The sequence below is a fragment of the Staphylococcus simiae genome (genome assembly GCF_002902085.1).
GTDB lineage: Bacteria > Bacillota > Bacilli > Staphylococcales > Staphylococcaceae > Staphylococcus > Staphylococcus simiae.
This window is the reverse complement of the sequence record NZ_PPQR01000025.1, coordinates 66,569-87,457: the sequence shown is the minus strand read 5'-3', so window position 1 is coordinate 87,457 and position 20,889 is coordinate 66,569. Positions and strand designations below refer to the sequence as shown.

Sequence of the window (20,889 nt, the reverse complement as noted above, 5' to 3'; positions counted from 1 at the left end):
CTTTTAAAAATGAGTTATTATGTAAATTTGACGTTCAGAAATTCATATCACAAATATATTCTTCTATGTTAATATGTGATCGGGAATGTTTTAATAAGAGAAATAGTTTTGAAATAGACTACTAAATTGATCATCACAAATTCAATGACCAAAGTTCAAGTTCTTAGCAGTCTGAATCATATATAGAAAATAAAGAAGCTATAAAAAGCTATTGAAGAAATTGTAGAATCTGATTTTAAGTTCTCCATTGCAAATCAACAAGCATTAGATAGTATTAACAAATTAGTACAACATGATAAAGTATCTATTTCTATACAATACGTAGCTAAAGCAATTAAAGCTTTAATGAAAAATTAAAGCAAAAATCTTGGGAAAAATTGATTAATAAAAGAGAAAAAAATATCGGACGTCAACTCGTTATATTTCTTTAAAGTTCAATACCAAGTGTACTAAATTACTTAGTATATTCACCAGATACTACTCAAATAGTTATTAGCAAGTTTTCAAGTAAACAATTGGGTCTTAACAAAACTATCGCTAATGTTGATGATTAAGCATTTGTTTTAGTAATTTTATAATAGAGGATGGTTAAATGAATAACAATAACAAAGAAAATAACATGCCAAAATCTCAACAAATACTATTGGCAATTATACTTATTTTTGTTACTTTAAATTTCTTTTTAGCTATGTTTGTATTACCTCTTTCATCCTTAACTTTAAGAATATTGCAATTTATTAATGTGCTAATATTTGGAGTTTTTGTATTTAGACAAGTTAAAAGAAAAGGTTTTTAAACTAATTCCCTATCTTATTGATAGGGGCTTTTTAATAATTTAAAAACACATTCATTAAATTAATAAAATTATTTATCATAGAATAAAAAAGCTTCTATACCAAATTAGACTAATACATAATTATTTTTATTTATCAGTCCTAAAAAACAAAGAACCTAAAAAAGCTGAAACATTTACCGTCTCAGCTTTTAAGTACTTATTTAAAATTTTATTAACGATACTTTATTTTAAAATATTATATTTTAATACGATATCAATTTGTTTTTGAAGTTTTTTCTTTTCATATTTATAATCAAAATGTATTAAGTTAACTGCTCGCTGAGCTTTTCGGTGTGTAGCAATTGTTCTTTTACGTTGGAATTCTGCAACAGTTTTTTTAGCTTCACTCAATTTTATTAATGTCTTATTATGGTAGTTATTAGCGTAACTATTATATTGTGGTTGTTGTTGCGCCTGTGAAATATTACTAAACATTGTTGTTGATATACCAATAATCGTTGCACTTAATATTGCTTTTGTTACATATTTTTTAATCATTTTTAATACCTTCCTTACTATATTTGATAAAAATATAATAAAAGATATAAATGATAATAACCATTAACTATTTATTAATTGTTTCTTAATAAATGGTTTGATATACATGTTGTTAATTTTTGGATACACTAACCTTCTTTTAGAAGGAAGTGATTTTTAGTTTACATTTATTCCTGCCTCATAAATGCATAAGACACACTAACCTTCTTTTAGAAGGAAGTGATTTTCAGTTTACATTTATTCATGCCTCACAAATGCATAAGACACACTAATCTTCTTTTAGGAGGAAGTGATTTTCAGTTTACATTTATTCCTGCCTCATAAATGCATAAGACACACTAACCTTCTTTTAGAAGGAAGTGATTTTCAGTTTACATTTATTCATGCCTCATAAATGCATAAGACATACTAACCTTCTTTTAGAAGGAAGTGATTTTCAGTTTACATTTATTCGTGTCTCATAAATGCATAAGACACACTAACCTTCTTTTAGAAGGAAGTGTGTCTAATAATTTTGTTGTTACGATTTCTAAAATTGATTGTTCCTGTTTGGTTGTTGTCATCTATCATTATCTCAGCAAAAGTTTCTTCTTCTGAACTTCTTGACTGTGAAATACTTCCTGGATTAATGACATGTACGCCATCAATATTTTCATATTTTGCTACATGTGTATGTCCGTAAAATGCGAATTGACAATTTAATTCTTTAGCTTTATCAGCTAATAATTGACGTGTTTGATTCACACTATACATATGACCATGAGTATAAAAAACTTTAATTCCATTAACGTCAATGGTTTCTTCCATTGGAAATTCAGGATAAAAATCACAGTTACCTTTTACTCGATGATATAAACTTAATTCGGAATCATTATATTCAAATTCTGAATCGCCCAAATGTATAAAAACATCAGCATCACTGTGCATTTCATATATGTCGTATAATATCCCTGATTCATTATGATTGTCACTAATTATAATCCATTTAGACATGTTGATCATCCTTCAAATATGCTTCTAATTTATTAATAGCATTTCTTCTATGACTGATTTGTCCTTTTTCTTCTTTCGTCAATTGAGCCATTGTTTTTTTTAGACTGGGAACATAAAAAATCGGATCATAACCAAAGCCGTTATCACCTTGCTTGTCAGTTGTGATTTCTCCAGAAACTGTCCCTTTAAACGTTTGTGTTTCTATGTCAGGTCCACTCATACTAATGACACAAACAAATTGTGCTTCCCTATGTGTATTATCACCTAATTTTGCTAATAATTTAGTAATATTGGCGTCATCGCTTTTTTCTTCTCCTGCGTATCGAGCTGAATATATTCCAGGTTCTCCATCTAATGCAAATACTTCAAGACCACTATCATCAGCTATAACTGTTTTATTCAAAGCTTTTGCTGCAGCTTCAGATTTCAATTTAGCATTAGCTTCAAATGTTGTACCAGTTTCTTCAACATCAAAATCAGGAATCAACTCTGCAATACCAACTACATTATATTCTGGAAAGATAACTTTGAAATCATTAATCTTACCTTGATTATTTGACGCAATAACAATATCTGTCATGTTTTATTCTCCTATTCATATACTGAAATTTGTTCTACAGTTACTGATAAATTCAACCATTCTTTAATAATATTCGTAATGTGGGTTGTATTACCCGTTGCAAAGAAACGATGTTGTGGGTGTTGCGTATAACTCGCATGTTCATTACTAAACGTTAGTAATGCACTTACTTCTCTAGCCGTTTCTAAACCTGAAGAAATGACAGTTTTTTTACCATCAAAATAATCGTATATTGGTTTATATAGCAACGGATAATGTGTACAACCTAAAATGACAGTATCTGCTTTACTATTTCTCCAACGCTTCAACGTTTGGTGGATAATGATACTAGTAATCGTAGGGTCATTGTATCTCATTTGTTCAACTAATGGTACAAAGCCTGGACATGCTACGCCATGTACTTCAACATGTGGGTTGATACGTTTAATATGCGTACGATAAGCTTCTGATTTAATTGTACCTTCAGTACCTAATACTAAAACTTTATTGTTTCTAGTCGTCATGATGGCTGTTCTTGCACCAGGTTCAATAACTCCTATCACAGGAATAGGTAATAAAGCTTGTAGATATTCTAATGCAACAGCTGTTGCTGTATTACAGGCAATGACTAACATTTTAATATCAAATTCCATTAATTTCTGAGCGATTTCTACTGTGAATTGTTTAACTTGTTCACCCGGTCTTGGACCATACGGACATCTACCTATATCACCTAAATAATAAATCGTTTCATTTGGTAATTGTCGCATAATCTCTTTCGCGACTGTTAAGCCCCCAACCCCTGAGTCTATTACACCTATTGGTTTATTCATAATTGGTCATCCTTAATCATTAGTTAAAGTTTATTTTAACATAACTATTCTTTTATTTTTAAACATTATGCATAACCACCACTTCGTTAACTTTAGAAAACCTTTGATAATATTTAGCAATAACAAGGTAGTACAATACTATGAAAAAAAATCCCTCAAACTATAAATTTGAGGGATTTCAAAATAACTTATTCTACTTCATGATCTGAACCAAAGAATGATTTGAACATGTGGAATGTTGTTTCTCTATTCATTGCTGCAATAGATGTTGTTAAAGGAATGCCTTTTGGACAGGCATTAACACAGTTTTGTGAATTACCACATTGCTGTAATCCACCAGCACCCATTAAGGCATCTAAACGTTCATCTTTAGTCATTGAGCCTGTAGGATGTAAGTTAAATAAACGTACTTGCGAGATAGCTTGAGCTCCCACGAAGTTATTTTTTTCAGTTACATTAGGACAAACTTCTAAACAAACACCACAAGTCATACATTTAGATAACTCATAAGCAGTTTGACGTTTTTTCTCAGGCATACGTGGCCCAGGACCTAAGTCATACGTACCATCAATTGGAATCCAAGCTTTCATACGTTTTAAGTTATCGAACATTCTAGAACGATCAACTTGCAAGTCACGAATGACTGGGAATGTACTCATAGGTTCTAAACGAATTGGCTGTTCAAGTTGATCTACAATTGCAGAACATGATTGTCTAGCGCGACCATTAATTACCATTGAACAAGCACCACAAACTTCTTCTAAACAGTTCATATCCCAGACAACTGGTGTAGTTTTCTCACCATTGATATTGACTGGATTACGTCTTATTTCCATTAAACAAGCAATTACATTTAAATTTTCTCTATATGGAATTTCGAATGTTTCTTCATAAGGTTTAGAATCACTAGTATCTTGTCTTTTAATGATTAATTTAACAGTTTTATTGTTATTGTTTTTTTGTTGTTCTTGTTGTGGAGTGTCTTGTACTGATTGTTCAGTCATTACTTTTTACCCCCTTTAGACTTACTAGTGTAATCACGTTTACGAGGCGGAATTAAACTTACATCAACTGGTTCATATTCGAATTTAGGTTTATTAAAAGCCCCTTCAAATGAAGCCATTGTTGTTTTTAACCACTCTTCGTCATTACGTTCTGGGAATTCAGGTTTGTAATGTGCACCTCTTGATTCATTACGATTATATGCACCAAGCGTAATTACACGAGCGAGTACTAACATATTCCATAATTGACGAGTGAAGAATACTGCTTGGTTACTCCATGTTTGCGTATCTTCCATATCAATATTTTCATAACGTTTCATCAATTCAACAATTTTCTTATCTGTTTCTAACAATTTGTCATTTTCACGTACTACAGTTACATTAGCCGTCATAATTTCACCTAACTCACGGTGTAATTTATAAGCATTTTCTGTACCACGCATTGCCAATAACTTATCAAAACGTTCTTGTTCTTCTTGTTTACGTTGTTCAAAAATACTGTCATCTAAGTCAGTATATGACTTTTCAATATTAGAGATATAATCAATAGCATTTGGTCCTGCAACCGTTCCACCATAGATTGCTGATAATAATGAGTTAGCACCTAATCTGTTACCACCATGTTGTGAGAAATCACATTCTCCTGCTGCAAATAAACCTTTAATATTCGTCATTTGATCATAATCAACATATAAGCCACCCATTGAATAGTGCACAGCTGGGAAAATTTTCATTGGAACTTTACGTGGATCATCTCCAGTAAATTTCTCATAAATTTCAATAATCCCACCTAATTTAACATCAAGTTCATGTGGGTCTTTGTGTGATAAGTCAAGGTAGACCATGTTTTCGCCATTAATACCTAATTTTTGGTTAATACAAACATCAAATATTTCACGTGTAGCAATATCACGTGGAACTAGGTTACCGTAATCAGGATATTTTTCTTCTAAGAAATACCAAGGTTTACCATCTTTATAAGTCCAGATTCGACCACCTTCACCACGAGCAGATTCACTCATTAAGCGTAGTTTATCATCGCCAGGAATTGCAGTTGGATGGATTTGAATAAATTCACCATTAGCATAAATGGCACCTTGTTGATAAACGATAGAAGCTGCAGAACCAGTGTTAATCATTGAATTGGTAGTTTTACCAAAGATTATACCAGGTCCACCTGTCGCCATGATTACAGCGTCTGAACCAAATGTATCAATTTCAGCTGTCGTCATGTTCTGTGCCACAATACCTCTAGCTGTATTTTCTTCATCCTTAACTATACCTAAAAATTCCCAACCCTCGTGTTTCGTCACTAAGCCGTCCACTTCAAAAGAACGAACTTGCTCATCCAATGCATATAACAATTGTTGTCCTGTCGTTGCACCAGCATATGCTGTTCTATGGTGTAGCGTACCACCAAAACGTCTAAAATCTAATAAACCTTCGTTCGTTCTATTAAACATAACTCCCATTCTATCAAGTAAATGGATAATTTTAGGTGCTGCCTCAGTCATCGCTTTTACTGGTGGCTGATTCGCTAAAAAGTCTCCTCCATAAACTGTATCATCAAAATGAATCCATGGAGAATCTCCTTCACCTTTGGTATTTACTGCACCATTAATGCCACCTTGGGCACATACAGAGTGCGAACGTTTAACAGGTACAACTGAAAATAAATCAACATGTGCACCTTTTTCTGCCGCTTTAATTGTTGCCATTAAACCAGCTAAGCCACCACCGACAACAATAAGATGTTTCTCTGCCATAAAAATGTCACTCCCCTAAATTTTTAAAACTTTAAAATTGATATATGCGACGTATTACATAAAGGCAATAATTGCTGTTACACCTATATATGAAATAACTAAAAATACGATTAATGATACCCATGTAAAGACACGTTGTGATTTTGGAGATTGTAACACGCCCCAAGTCACTAAGAATGACCATAATCCGTTAGAAAAATGGAATACTACTGCAATAATACAAATGATATAAATGATTGCCCAAACTGGATTTTGTAACGTTTGATGCATCATATCGTAGTCAACCTCTTTACCAAAGAATGCTTTTTGTAGGCGTGTTTGCCATAAATGCACTCCGATAAAGATAAACGCTAAAATACCACTAATACGTTGGAATAAAAACATCCAGTTTCTAAACAATGAATAATGCCCAACGTTTTCTTTAGCAGTAAACGCGATATGCAATCCGAATAAACCATGATATAACAACGGAATGTAGATGAATAAAAATTCTACTACGATAAGGAATGGTAATGATTCCATGAAACTTGACGCTTTATTAAATGCTTCAGCACCTTGTGTTGCTTGATGATTCACCAATAAGTGAACAACCAAAAATGCGCCAATTGGTATAATACCTAATAACGAATGAATTCGTCTTAAGTAATATTCATTTTTTGTTTGTGCCAAAAGGAGTCCCCCCTGTTAACGGTTAATTATTATATTTAGTTATTATTAATGGATGTACGTTTAACCCCTAAATTGAATTCGTTCCATCTGTTGTAACAATATCATTTGCAAAAACGCACTAGAAAATAATTCTTGTTATTTAAGTATTAATGTAAAATTTAGTTTTACTTTAACATTTACATACAAATGATAAAGTTTCTCATTTAGAAAACGCTTCCACGCACATTCAAAAAAATAACTTTGTTAACAACATTGTAACATTATTTACTATATTTTTGGGCATGAGAATGATTCTCATGCCCAAAATTTTATTTATTTAATTGTTGTTGAAGATTTTGTGCAACATTTTCTGGTATGCCTATTTTTTTGAAATCTTCAATAGTTGCTTCTTTCATCTTTTTAATTGAACCAAATGTTCTTAATAATGCTGTTTTTCTTTTACTACCAATACCTTCGATATCATCAAGCACTGATTTTAAGCCAGTTTTTTGTCTTGTTTGTCTATGAAATGTAATAGCAAAACGGTGTACTTCATCTTGAATACGATGTAATAAATAGAAAGCTTGACTGTTTTTCTTCAATGGCACTATTTCAGCACTCTTACCATATAGTAATTCTGAAGTTTGATGTTTATCATTTTTTTGCAATCCAGCAACAGGTATATCTAGACCAAGTTCATTTTCCAAAACGTCCATAACACCATTCATATGTCCTTTACCACCATCAACGATAATTAAGTCAGGTAATGGTAATCCTTCATTCAATACTCTAGAGTATCTTCGTCTTACAACTTCTCTCATTGATTTATAATCATCTGGTCCAGTAACTGTTTTAATTTTATATTTTCGATAATTTTTCTTGTCAGGTTTACCATCAACGAAACTAACCATTGCTGATACTGGGTCTACCCCTTGAATATTCGAGTTATCAAAAGCTTCAATTCTGATTGGCGTTTGGATGCCCATTCGTTCACCCAACTCTTCAATTGCTTTCACAGTTCGAGATTCATCTCTTGAAATCAATTCAAATTTATTATTTAAAGATACTTCAGCATTATGGTTAGCTAAATCAACCATATCTTTTTTAGCACCACGAGCTGGTTGCACGATTTTTGTATCAACAACAGAATGAATGATATTTTTATCCAAATTTTTAGGTACATGTACTTCTTTAGGTAATATATGCTGGTTTAAGGCATAAAATTGTCCTATAAAAGTATAAAACTCTTCTTCCTCAGTTTGTTGTAATGGAATCATCGTCGTATCTCTCTTAATCATATTACCTTGTCTAATAAAAAATACTTGGATACACATCCATCCTTTATCAACACTGTAGCCAAAGACATCTCTAATCGTTTTATCCGTCGACATAATTTTTTGTTTATTGGTTAAGTTATGAATATGTTGGATCAAATCTCTATATTCTTTAGCACGTTCAAAATCTAGTTCTTCACTAGCAGATAACATTTTTTGTTCTAAATTTTTTAATATTGTTTTATCTTCACCATTAAGAAAATCTGTAATTTCTTTAGTCATTTTTGCATATTCTGCTAGATCAACATCATAAACGCAAGGACCTAAACATTGACCGATATGATAATATAAGCATAATTTATCTGGCATATGATCACATTTTCTGAATGGATAAATTCGATCTAAGAGCTTTTTTGTCTCTTGTGCTGAATAAGCATTTGGATAAGGACCAAAATATTTACCGCTTCCCTTTTTAACGGTTCTCGTTACTAATAGTCTGGGATATTTTTCTTTTGTTATTTTAATAAACGGGTAACTTTTATCATCTTTTAATAATATATTGTAACGTGGTTGATACTGCTTAATTAAATTCAACTCTAATAATAATGATTCTGTTTCACTTGAAGTAACAATAAATTCAAAATTACGAATTTCTCCAACAAGTCTTGTTGTTTTAGCATCATGCGCACCAGTAAAATAAGAACGTAAGCGATTACGAAGCTTCTTAGCTTTACCAACGTATATTATTTGATCATTACGATCTTTCATTAAATAACACCCAGGTTCCATGGGTACAACATTTAACTTATTTTTAATCTCTTTGTGGTAGTCTTCCATGATATCCTCCTTTCCACGCTTTTTGACAATAAAAACTGGAGCAATTCAATAAAGAATGCTCCAGCACTTTATGCTTCAACTTATAAGTGTTTATCTAATACTTCAGCTAAGTTTTCTTTTGGTTGGAAACCAACTACTTTATCAACAGGTTGTCCGTCTTTAAAAACGATGAGTGTTGGAATACTCATTACTTCAAATTTAGCTGCTGTTGATGGATTTTCATCAACGTCTAATTTTAAAATATCAGCTTTACCTTCATAATCAGTTGCTAATTCTTCTAATACTGGAGCGATCATTTTACATGGTCCACACCAAGTTGCCCAAAAATCTACTAATTTAACACCAGATTCAACTTTTGAATCAAAATCTGCATCAGTTACTTTTACGATTGCCATAAATGCCAATCCTCCTTAATTATTGTTATGATGAGCAAATTATATCAGATAAAATGAATCATGTATTACCTTTTTGCTCACTTTTTAAATTAAATTGCCATATTCAAAGAATAAATTTACTTAATGTATGACTAGATTCTAACCATAGAAACACAATATATCAAATAATACATCTTTTTCATAGATATTCTAAATAATCCAGTAATTATATTTATTACAAAGCTTGTTATATTTCATTAATTCTAAAATTATAAATTATCACATATTCAATTAGCATTTAATCTATTATTTCAATTCAGCAACTGTGACACCAAAACCGCCTTCACTTGGCATACCACCTCTAAATGAATTAACACTTTTATGCTTTTTCAAATGTTGTTGTACACCTTTTTGTAAAGCGCCAGTACCTTTGCCGTGAATAATATAAACTTGCTCATAATTACTTAACACTGCTTGGTCTAAATATTGATCTAACTCAACTAACGCTTCATCATAACGATAGCCTCTTAAATCCAACTCTGTTTTAATCGTCTGTCTATTTTGTCGCGTAACCATTTTAGTAGGTTTTACTTTTTCTTTTTTCTTTTTCTCTAAGTCAGCGATTGGTAATTTCATTTTAATAATACCCATTTGCACAACAGCTTCTTTATCGTTGACTAGCTCTAAAACTTCACCTTTTTGTCCATACGATAACACTTTAACTTCGTCACCAGCTTCAATTTTATCGTATTTTTGTTTTTGAACATGCTGTTTTATAGATTTCGCTTCATATTGATCATCAAGGTGTTTCTTTTTATCAATTAATTCATGTTCTTTGACGTCAGCACCTTTTTTATCTCGTAATTGTCTCAAATCTTTAATGATGTCGTCAGCTTCTTTTGTGGCAGCTTTAATACGTTGATTGGCTTTTTCTTTTGCTTCATCCATCAATGTACGTTCATAATTTTGATACTGCTGATATTGACGTTCTAAATCATCATGAACTTGTTCCGCTTCTTTGACTAAACGATCTAATTCAACACGTTGATCCTCTACACGTTTAGAATTAGTTTCTAACGACTCAATCATCGCATTGATTTCTTTTTCATCTGTGCCAATCATTGTCTTCGCTTTATTAATAATAGCAAGACTCAGTCCAAGTTTTTTAGAAATATCAAAAGCATTAGAACGTCCAGGTACACCCATAAGTAATTTATAGGTTGGACTCAGTGAATTAACATCAAATTCAACACTAGCATTCATAACACCTTGTCTATTATAACTATATGCTTTCAACTCTGGATAATGAGTTGTTGCCATCACTAATGCACCAATACTTCTTACATAGTCTAAGATACTCATCGCAAGTGCTGCACCTTCACTTGGATCAGTTCCTGCACCTAATTCGTCAAATAATACTAAACTGTGTTTATCTGCTTGTTGCAAAATTTCTACAATATTTGTCATATGTGAAGAAAATGTTGATAACGATTGTTCTATGGATTGCTCGTCACCAATGTCACAATAAACATTTTTAAACACACTTAACTGGCTACCATCTAGTGTAGGAACTAATAACCCTGATTGAGCCATAACTATAATTAAACCGAGTGTCTTAAGCGTAACTGTCTTACCGCCAGTATTTGGTCCAGTAATGATAACAGTCTCAATATCTTCCATAAATTCAATTGTATTTGCTACGACAGTTTCTCTATTAAGTAATGGATGATAGGCTTTAGGCAAATAGACTGTTCGTTGTTGTTGAAATCTTGGTTTTGTTCCTTTAATTGTTCTACCATATCTAGCTTTAGCAATAAGAAAATCAAGTTGACCCATAACATTTTCAGCGATGAGTAATGCATCCTTCTCAGCAGCCACATATCCTGTTAATTGACTTAAAATACGTTCTTTTTCTACAGCCTCATCATTACGTAATCGACTGATTTGATTATTCATTTCAACTACAGATGACGGCTCTATATATAGTGTTTGACCTGAAGCTGATTGATCATGAACAATACCATTAAAGTCTTGTCTATATTCAGCTTTAACAGGAATCACATTACGTTCATTTCTAACAGTTACAATGGCATCTGAGAGTTTCTTTTGATTAGCTTGGCTTTTAACGATACGATCTAAATTTTGTCTAATACGTTGATTGGTAGTAGAAATTTTACTTCTAATACTTTGTAATTCATAGCTTGCATTATCATATAAATCATACGTATCACATGTTTCGTTTATTTGTTGAAAAAGGTCTGTTAATACTGGCAATTGCGACATTCTACTATCTAGAATCTCATACTTAACACCTTCATCTTCTTCAACTAATTGGTTATAAAATGTTTTGAATTGATTCTGTACTTGAATTAATCTCTTTATTTGATTCAGTTCACTGACATTTAGTACACCTCCGATTGCAGCTCTATGAACCAAAGGTGATACTTTCGTTAGTCCACTTAAACTGGGTAAGCGATGTTTATTATAAATTTGAGATATTTCATCAGTTTCTTCCATTTGAAAGACAACTGTTTCATAATCAACTGCTGGAGCCATTTGATTAACTTTGTCAAATCCTAAATCACTTACTGTTTCATTTGCTACAAGTGTGCGTATCTTGTCAAATTCTAAAACATCTAGTGTTTTTTGTCTCATCAAATCCCTCTATTTCTCAAGTTTAATATTATTTTCTATAAAGGATTTAAACGCTTCACGTGTCATTGTATTAATAACTCTATCTTTTGTAACAAATCCTTTTTGAGCAGTAGCTACACCATATTTCATAAAGTCTAGATGATCAGTATGATGCGCATCTGTATTAATGGTTAATTTAACATTAGGATATTTTCTTACAATATCAGCATTTAAATCGAGTCGTTTAGGATTAGCATTAATTTCTAAAATCGTCTTAGTTTCTTCAGCTAATTTTATTAATTGTTCAATATTAGGTTTATAACCTTCACGCTTGCCAATAATACGTCCAGTAGGATGTGCAATATGACGTACATATGGATTTCGGCACGCATTCGCTAAGCGTTCCATTATTTGTTCTTCTGATTGATTAAAACTTTGATGTATTGCTGCGATGACATAATCAAGTTGTGCAAGAATTTCATCATCATAATCTAACGAACCATCTGACAAGATATCCATTTCTGTACCTGAATAAATATCTATGTCATTATATTCTTTATTCAATGCTTTAATTTCGTCATTTTGACGTAATAATCGTTCAACTTGTAAACCGTTAGCTACTTTTAAACTTGCTGAATGATCGGTGATTACCATAAATTCATAGCCTTTAGCAATATTTGCTTCAACCATTTCTCTAATTGAAAATGCACCGTCACTATACGTCGTATGCATATGAATATCACCATTAATATCATTGAGTGTAACAATATTACTTAAATCCCGATCAAATTCACTACCATCCTCACGCATTGCTGGAGATATAAATGGAACGCCAAAATGGTCATATATTGCTTCTTCACTATCATATTGAAGTAACGAACCATCTGCTTGTTCAATACCATATTCACTAACTTTTTCATTACGTTCCTTAGCCAGTTGACGAATTCTAATATTATGATCTTTTGAACCCGTGAAGTGTTGCAACGTGTGATAGAACGCTTGTGGTTCAATCAAGCGAAAATCTACGCCAATGGTTTCATCATCATATGATAGTTCTAATGATACTTTAGTCTGTCCAACTGCAACTTCTTTTACTTTGTTAGGTATGTTTAATAGTTGTTGTTGTACATGATCAGGTTTTTCAGTACTAATAATAAAGTCTAAGTCTTTACTCATCTCTTTATACCTTCTAAAACTACCTGCTGATGAATATTGAATAACATCTTCTAATGTAGCAATATAATCAATAATTTCTTTGTTTAAACCACGCATTTGATCAATTGGATAACTATCTTTTTTGGCACCTAATTGTTTAACTGCTTCTAAAATATTTTGTTCTGTTTTTTTAGCAAAGCCACTAAGTTCACTGACTCTACCTTGCTCACACGCCTGCTGCAAACTTTCTTTATCAGTAATATTTAATTCTTTATATAACTTAGCAATTTTCTTACTACCTAATCCTTGAATTTTTAATAACGGTACTAAACCTTCAGGTACTTGTTTTTTTAGTTCATTTAATGTCGAAGACTCACCAGTTTGTCTAAATTCATCGATAACGTCTCCTACTCCTTTACCGATTCCTTTTAATTCTGTGACATCCTTGATGTCATCTAAAGGTCTTTCATCTATTTCCAAACTTTGTGCTGCCTTGCGATATGCAGATACTTTGAAAGTATTTTCTCCATTAAGCTCCATATATGTCGCAATTTGTTCTAATAATTTAATAACATCTTTTTTGGTCATATTAACACCCCATAAAAATAAGACCAGGACATCGTTGTTGATTTATATCATTGTCCTGACCTCATATAATTTAGTTATAAGTTTAATGTAAATGTCGATAATCGTGGTACATCAAAGATTAATGATTTACTAGCAATCGAAGTGCTTAACTGTTGCTGTATCCAATCATTTGGATATAATGCTAACACATATAATATAAAATGAAGCATAACAACTGCTACTATTACACCAATAATCATACCTAAGGCTCGACTAAAAATATGAATCTTTTGATATGCTACTATTTTATCAAAGCTAACGATAATTAGATATAAAATAAACTTCGATAAAATCACTAATATTAATATAGCTATAATTGCTTCGAAACGATGTTGCAAATGTGAAAAATGATATGCAAATGACGTATCAAATGCTGTTGTCTTTGGATAAGGTATAAAGACAACTAAACGCTCTAATATAGGTTGATAAAACTTAGACGCAACAAAAATCGAGAATAATGTAGCACCAAAATGCATTACCGATAACCAACATCCTCTTCTAAAACCAACGACGCAACAATAAATGAAAATAATTATAATAAATAAATCGATAATCATAAAATTTAATGCTCACGCTGTTCTAATTGTTGGATATGTTGTTTCAAACGTCTATTTTCTTCTTCTAATAAGACTTTTTCATGCATAATATTAACAGCAGTTAAAATAGCTTTACGTGACGTATCCAAACCTGCTGATTTATATCCTAATTCACGAATTTTTTCATCCACTAGATGTGCTACATAACGAATATGTTCCGGATTATCTTCTCCTACAATTGTAAAAAGTTGATCATTTATAGACACGTTTACTCTATTTTTAAAATGTGACATTTAAAATTTCTCCTGACCTTTTAATTAATCATTTTATTGCTAATCAAATAATTTTTACTTTTTAATATAAACTTTACATTGTTAAATGGATAATTCATACGTCGTTAACTTTTTCATAAACATTATACATGACCAATACCTATTTTGTAAGTAGCACTATAGAAAGTTTGACTTCAAGCTATAAATTTAGTTGTCTAACAATTTATGTTATGATAATTTTTGCTAACTGATGTAATTAGATAATAAGAAAGGATTTCACACAATGACCAATATTGTACATAAATTATCTACCAAAGAAGTGTCAACATTAATGGCACAATTAGACTTTGAGACTACAAATCTTCCTCAAGGTATGAAAGCACGTACGAAATACCAACAAACAACCATTAATATTTATCATTCAGGCAAAGTGATGTTTCAAGGTAATCAAGCTGATAAAGTTGCACACCAACTTTTACCACAACATAGTAATCAAAACAATCTATCTACAGGATCTGACAAGAAAACGGCACAACATAACACTATAAAATATAATCAATTCAATTGTATTGGCAGCGATGAAGCTGGTAGTGGAGATTATTTTGGTCCTCTCACTGTTTGTGCAGCTTATGTATCAACAGAAAATATTGCAATTTTAAAAACTTTAGGTGTCGATGATTCAAAAAAACTAACCGATAAAACCATTGTAGAATTAGCTGAACAACTTATTACTTTCATTCCTCATTCATTATTAACTTTACACAATGATAAATATAATATCCAACAAGCTAAAGGTTGGACTCAAGTTAAAATGAAAGCTGTGTTACATAATGAAGCAATCAAAAATGTGCTAGCAAAAATTAATGATACAACATTAGATTATATTGTTATAGACCAATTTGCTAAACGTGAAGTATATAATCACTATGCGCTTTCTGAAACACCATTTCCTGACAAAACGCAATTCGAAACGAAAGGCGAATCTAAATCATTAGCTATTGCAGCAGCAAGTATCATATCTAGATACGCCTTCGTTAAATATATGGATCAAATATCGCAACAAATACACATGGAAATTCCTAAAGGTGCTAGTAACAAAGTTGATTTAACAGCAGCCAAAATTATTAATAAATATGGGCTTAACCGTTTAGATCATATTTCTAAAAAACATTTCAAAAATAGAGATAAAGCATTGGCTTTAATTGATAAAAAACAGCAATAAAGTTAGTTTTTCAAATGATTATGACGCATATTCAAAGGAATAAAATAATGCGTGCAATCTTTCCATTCTAAATAATTTTTGAAAATATTGAATGATTCTTCAAAGAAACGTTCAATATTTTTTATATTGTCTTTACTAAAGTCTTGTGTCTCCATAATAAATTCACCAAGCTGTTCATTATAATGACTACCCGAAGGAAAATCTTGGTGGCATTCAAATTTTTGATTAGAAAATGGATATGGCAATACAAAAAATGTTGGTCCTTCAAAGTGATCATCGCCAAACCAAAAACCAAATTCAATCATTTGCTCGTCAAATGCTGCTTCTTCAATTGGCATTGTTTTATCGCCAAATGGTTGATAAATATCAGAAACAATGATACAAGAAATATCAAACGTTCCCCAAAATAGTCCAGGTTTGATTTTACGAGTTCTTAAAGGATTAATAAAACTTGATTCTGCATTATAAGCAAATTTCATAATAGATAATACTTCTTCAGCTATTGCTTCATTGTAATGATGCAAATGATTATTTTTTTCAAATGGCGTATGATCTGCCACTTCTTGTGGCGTCGTATTAATTACTAAATCAACACCCTCGTCATTAAGTATTTGCGTTATGCTCTCATAATAAAATTTAATAGATTGTCCATGTTGTAATAAAATCTCATGATAGTTATTGTCCACAATAATTTCAATACGATGCTTCATTAAATTAACAGCAATACTAAAATCATGTGATTTATCATGTAATAATCCTGTGGAAAAACCTTGAACATTAATATCTAACATGACATGTTCCCATTGAGGTTCTTGATATGCAGCCACTAATGTATATTTCCCTAAAATTTGCGCTAAATGGTGTAACGTATCTTTCTCTTGTTGCCATTGTTCAATTAACATACAACCACTCCTATTTATTCATATTTAATATTTATATACCCTTAGTCAATAGATATACTCTCATCAATGTTTATACAATTTAGGTTACAACAGCATTTCTATATAACCATTACGCGTCTAATGTACTCGATTTATCATAACCACCACTAGCAACTTTTCGTACACATACTATTGATAACCATTGGACTTCATCATGACAAAAAGTTACAACGACGCTTATTCAATCATCAAAAAAGCGATTTATCATTAACAATATGATTGTTAACAATAAATCGCAAATATTCAAAATTATCTAATGACTGCACCTTGTTCAACAAGTGCAGCTTCTATGTTATCATGTACCGCTGATACTTTTTCATCAGTTAACGTATTTTCAGGGTCTAAATAATTTAAGCGAATCGCAATTGATTTCTTACCTTCCTCTAAATGCTCACCTTGGTAAACATCAAATACTAACGTATCTTGTAATAATTTTCCACCGTACTGGTGAATGGTTGCTAATAAATCTCTTGCTGGAACATCTTGATCGACTTCTAAGGCGATATCTCTAGACATACCTGGATATCTTGGTATTGGTTGATAATTGATATAGCCAACTGAAACATTCATGATGTCATCATAATTTAATTCAAAAACATACGTACGTTTTAAATCATTTTCAGCTGCTAATGAAGGATGTAATTCTCCAATAAAACCAATCACTTTATCTTGTAATAAAATTTCAGCTGTGCGACCAGGATGTAGTCCTTCAATTGTTGCGCTACGATAATCAAATTGGATATTTAATTGTTCAGCTATGCGATCAACAATGCCTTTAGCTAAATAGAAATCAATACTTTCCTTTTTAGCTTGCCATTGATTAACTACATAGTCTCCAGTTAAAATACCACTTAAATATTCAACTTCGTCTGGTAACTGACCTGGCCCATTTCCGAAAAAGACATTACCTAATTCGAATAATTTTACATCTTTATTTTTACGTGCCACATTATATGCTGCCGCTTCAATTAAATGAGGTAATAAACTTTGACGTAAAGTTGCATGTGCCTCACTCATTGGCATTAATAAATCAATTGTTTCACGCTTTTCCATCGCAAAATTTGTGCTTTGTTCTTTTGAAACTAAAGAATACGTAATGGCTTGGTCTAAACCAGCACCTTCTAGTGTTTCTTTAACTGTTCTTGTTTTATATTGACGATCAGTTAAACCACCACTAGTTACTTTGTCAAAAATTGGTAATGTTGATGGAATGTTATCATATCCATAAATTCTTGCGACTTCTTCAATTAAATCTTCTTTAATAGTAATATCTTTACGTCTAGATGGTACTTGTACAGTAATGACTTCATTAGCTACTGTCGTTTCAAAACCTAATTGTTTAAAAATACTTATGATTTGTGATTGTGATAAATCAAAACCAATTGTACGATTTACTTTTTCTGCTGTAATGTCAATTGGTGTTATCAACGAACCTAAGTCACCTGCTGCTACTCTATCTTGTAATACTTCACCATCAGCATAAGTTTGTAATAAATAACATGCACGATCGACTGCCTCATCAACAAATTCTGTGGCAATACCTTTTTCGAAACGACTAGATGCTTCACTGCGAAGGTTTAGTCTTCGTGAAGTATGTCGTATAGAAACTGGATCAAATATAGCACCTTCAACAACAATATTAGTTGTTTGATTTTTAACTTCAGAGAAATCTCCACCCATCACACCTGCAAGTGCAATAGGACTTTGACCATTAGTAATGACAATATCATTGGATTGTAATTGACGTTGTTGATCATCTAATGTTGTCATCTCTTCTTTATCATGTGCTTGTCGTACAATAATGTGTTGAGAACCTATAGCATCTTGATCAAACATGTGCAATGGTTGTCCATATTCTAATAACACATAATTAGAAATATCTACGACGTTATTTATTGGACGTATTCCCGCTTTAATTAAACGGGCTTGCATCCAAATTGGTGATGGCTTAATGGTTACATTATGCACTACACGCGCACTATAATATGGTACTTTATCTTCATTTTCGATTGTCACTGACAATTCATCTGTAGTAGATTTAGAAATATTGTGTGTCTCAGTTGTTGGTTTCGTTATTGTTGTATCATATAACGCTGAAACTTCATAAGCAGTACCAATCATACTCAATGCATCTGCACGGTTTGGTGTTAAATCAAATTCCATGACTTGATCATCAAGATACAATGCTTGTAATGCATCAGTACCAGGTGTCATTGTGTCATTAAATACATAAATACCAGTTTCATACTCTTTTGGAACTAAATGACTTGAAATTCCAATTTCTTGTAAGGAACAAATCATACCTGATGACGCTTCGCCACGTAATTTAGCTTTTTTAATTTTAATACCACCAGGTAAACGACCACCTACTTTTGCAACAATAACATATTGTCCAGCATCAACATTAGGTGCACCACAAACGATTTGTACTGGTTCTTCTTCTCCAATATCAACTTGACAAATATTTAATTTATCTGCATTTGGATGTTGTTCTTTTGATATCACATAACCTACAACTAAATTTTTAATGTCTTGAGTGTAATCAATAATATCATCCACTTCAATACCTGTTCGTGTAATTCTCTCAGCTAAATCAGTAACTGAATCATTTACTGTTACATAATCTTTTAACCATTCATTAGATATCAACATTACAAATCACCTCTATCTTCAACTGCTTTAAACTGATCTAAAAATCTTACGTCATTAGTATAGAAATGACGTATGTCTTCAATGCCATATTTCAACATTGCAATACGATCTGGTCCCATACCAAAAGCAAAGCCTGAATATTCTTGGGAATCAAATCCAGCCATTTCAAGCACATTTGGATGCACCATACCAGCTCCTAATATTTCAATCCAGCCAGTATGTTTACAAACATTACATCCTTTACCTTTACATTTAAAACATGACACATCAACTTCAACAGAAGGTTCTGTAAATGGAAAATAACTTGGACGTAGTCTAATTTCACGATCGGCACCAAATAATTTTTTAGCTAATAACTCTAAAGTACCTTTTAAATCACTCATTTTAATATTTTTATCGACGACTAAACCCTCAATTTGTGTAAATTGATGACTATGTGTCGCATCATCTGAATCGCGACGATATACTTTCCCTGGACATATAATTTTCACTGGACCTTGTCCATGACGTTGTTCCATAGTACGTGCTTGAACTGGTGATGTATGTGTACGTAATAAAATCTCATCAGTAATGTAAAAAGAATCTTGCATGTCACGTGCTGGATGGGATTTAGGTAAATTTAACATTTCGAAATTATAGTGATCTTGTTCAACTTCATAACCTGTAACAATTTCATAACCTAAACCTAAGAATAAATCTTCTATTTCTTCAATCGTACGTGTTAATGGATGTTTAGAACCTATTTCTATGTGACGACTAGGTAAAGTGACATCTATCGTTTCTTCAGCCAATTGTTTGTTTAACTTTTCATTAGCCAGCATTTGTTGACGTTCATCCAACTCATTTTGAATCGTTTGACGTAATTCATTGACTTGTTGTCCAAATGCTGGTTTATCCTCATTAGGTAAATCTTTCATCAATTTCATTAACCCACTTACTGAACCTTTTTTACCTAAATATTTAACTTTGACGTCTTGTAATGCACGTTCATCATTTGCTTCGTTAATATCAACGAGTGCTTGTTGTTTTAAATCTGACATTTTTTGTTGTTCAGACATTAAATCGTCCTCCCTTGTTCTATATCGTTTTTTTAATTGTTGTTTAACGTTTAAAAAAATAAAAAGACTTTCATCCCTAGATATGGGACGAAAGTCTTTCCGTGGTACCACCCAAATTTATGCATACGCATACACTTGTACTATGTTGATAACGGATCATCATTCCGACTT

16 protein-coding genes and 1 pseudogene are annotated in these 20,889 nt (G+C 31.9%); 1 reads left to right on the top strand and 16 read right to left on the bottom strand.

Annotated features, from left to right (window positions below):
• Positions 1-1,018 precede the first annotated feature (1,018 nt).
• The 13 genes and pseudogenes from CD113_RS04545 to zapA form a co-directional block, all read right to left on the bottom strand.
• Positions 1,019-1,333, bottom strand: a complete 315-nt coding sequence (locus CD113_RS04545) for a fibrinogen-binding protein (protein ID WP_095092659.1) — start codon at positions 1,331-1,333, stop codon at positions 1,019-1,021.
• Positions 1,334-1,822: 489 nt separating this feature from the next.
• Positions 1,823-2,326, bottom strand: a complete 504-nt coding sequence (locus CD113_RS04540; protein WP_002462032.1) for a YfcE family phosphodiesterase — start codon at positions 2,324-2,326, stop codon at positions 1,823-1,825.
• Positions 2,319-2,906, bottom strand: a complete 588-nt coding sequence (locus CD113_RS04535) for an XTP/dITP diphosphatase (protein WP_002462031.1) — start codon at positions 2,904-2,906, stop codon at positions 2,319-2,321. The genes CD113_RS04540 and CD113_RS04535 overlap by 8 nt, the downstream gene beginning before the upstream one ends.
• Positions 2,907-2,917: 11 nt before the next feature.
• Positions 2,918-3,718 carry a glutamate racemase gene (racE, locus tag CD113_RS04530; RefSeq protein WP_002462030.1) on the bottom strand — a complete coding sequence of 267 codons (801 nt, stop codon included), beginning with the start codon at positions 3,716-3,718 and terminating at the stop codon, positions 2,918-2,920.
• Positions 3,719-3,906: 188 nt separating this feature from the next.
• Complete coding sequence (sdhB, locus tag CD113_RS04525) at positions 3,907-4,722, bottom strand: succinate dehydrogenase iron-sulfur subunit (protein WP_002462027.1); 816 nt, start codon at positions 4,720-4,722, stop codon at positions 3,907-3,909.
• A complete protein-coding gene (sdhA, locus tag CD113_RS04520; protein WP_002462026.1) occupies positions 4,722-6,488 on the bottom strand; it encodes a succinate dehydrogenase flavoprotein subunit in 1,767 nt (588 codons plus the stop codon). The genes sdhB and sdhA overlap by 1 nt, the downstream gene beginning before the upstream one ends.
• A 54-nt stretch (positions 6,489-6,542) precedes the next feature.
• Entirely contained in the window at positions 6,543-7,157 is a 615-nt protein-coding gene (locus CD113_RS04515) for a succinate dehydrogenase cytochrome b558 subunit (protein WP_002462024.1), read from the bottom strand.
• Positions 7,158-7,465: 308 nt separating this feature from the next.
• Complete coding sequence (gene uvrC, locus CD113_RS04510; protein ID WP_002462023.1) at positions 7,466-9,247, bottom strand: excinuclease ABC subunit UvrC; 1,782 nt, start codon at positions 9,245-9,247, stop codon at positions 7,466-7,468.
• Between the two features lie 80 nt (positions 9,248-9,327).
• The gene (trxA, locus tag CD113_RS04505) at positions 9,328-9,642 is read right to left on the bottom strand and encodes a thioredoxin (RefSeq protein WP_002462022.1); all 315 of its coding nucleotides are present in this window, start codon (positions 9,640-9,642) and stop codon (positions 9,328-9,330) included.
• A gap of 285 nt (positions 9,643-9,927) precedes the next feature.
• The gene (locus CD113_RS04500; protein WP_095092657.1) at positions 9,928-12,276 is read right to left on the bottom strand and encodes an endonuclease MutS2; all 2,349 of its coding nucleotides are present in this window, start codon (positions 12,274-12,276) and stop codon (positions 9,928-9,930) included.
• Between the two features lie 9 nt (positions 12,277-12,285).
• Entirely contained in the window at positions 12,286-13,998 is a 1,713-nt protein-coding gene (gene polX, locus CD113_RS04495) for a DNA polymerase/3'-5' exonuclease PolX (RefSeq protein WP_095092655.1), read from the bottom strand.
• A gap of 74 nt (positions 13,999-14,072) precedes the next feature.
• A complete protein-coding gene (locus CD113_RS04490) occupies positions 14,073-14,594 on the bottom strand; it encodes a CvpA family protein (protein WP_040802359.1) in 522 nt (173 codons plus the stop codon).
• 12 nt (positions 14,595-14,606) lie between these two features.
• Positions 14,607-14,866: pseudogene (gene zapA, locus CD113_RS04485) on the bottom strand (cell division protein ZapA).
• Positions 14,867-15,128: 262 nt separating this feature from the next.
• On the opposite strand from zapA, the gene rnhC reads away from it, so the two are divergent.
• A complete protein-coding gene (gene rnhC, locus CD113_RS04480; RefSeq protein WP_095092653.1) occupies positions 15,129-16,067 on the top strand; it encodes a ribonuclease HIII in 939 nt (312 codons plus the stop codon).
• Between the two features lie 2 nt (positions 16,068-16,069).
• Here rnhC and CD113_RS04475 read toward each other — a convergent pair whose 3' ends face one another.
• The 3 genes from CD113_RS04475 to pheS form a co-directional block, all read right to left on the bottom strand.
• Positions 16,070-16,969 carry a DUF5996 family protein gene (locus tag CD113_RS04475; RefSeq protein ID WP_095092651.1) on the bottom strand — a complete coding sequence of 300 codons (900 nt, stop codon included), beginning with the start codon at positions 16,967-16,969 and terminating at the stop codon, positions 16,070-16,072.
• Positions 16,970-17,257: 288 nt separating this feature from the next.
• The gene (gene pheT, locus CD113_RS04470; protein ID WP_002464969.1) at positions 17,258-19,660 is read right to left on the bottom strand and encodes a phenylalanine--tRNA ligase subunit beta; all 2,403 of its coding nucleotides are present in this window, start codon (positions 19,658-19,660) and stop codon (positions 17,258-17,260) included.
• On the bottom strand, positions 19,660-20,718 hold the full coding sequence (gene pheS / locus CD113_RS04465; RefSeq protein ID WP_002464968.1) for a phenylalanine--tRNA ligase subunit alpha: 1,059 nt from the start codon (positions 20,716-20,718) through the stop codon (positions 19,660-19,662). Before pheS ends, pheT begins: the two co-directional genes overlap by 1 nt.
• Positions 20,719-20,889: the final 171 nt, after the last annotated feature.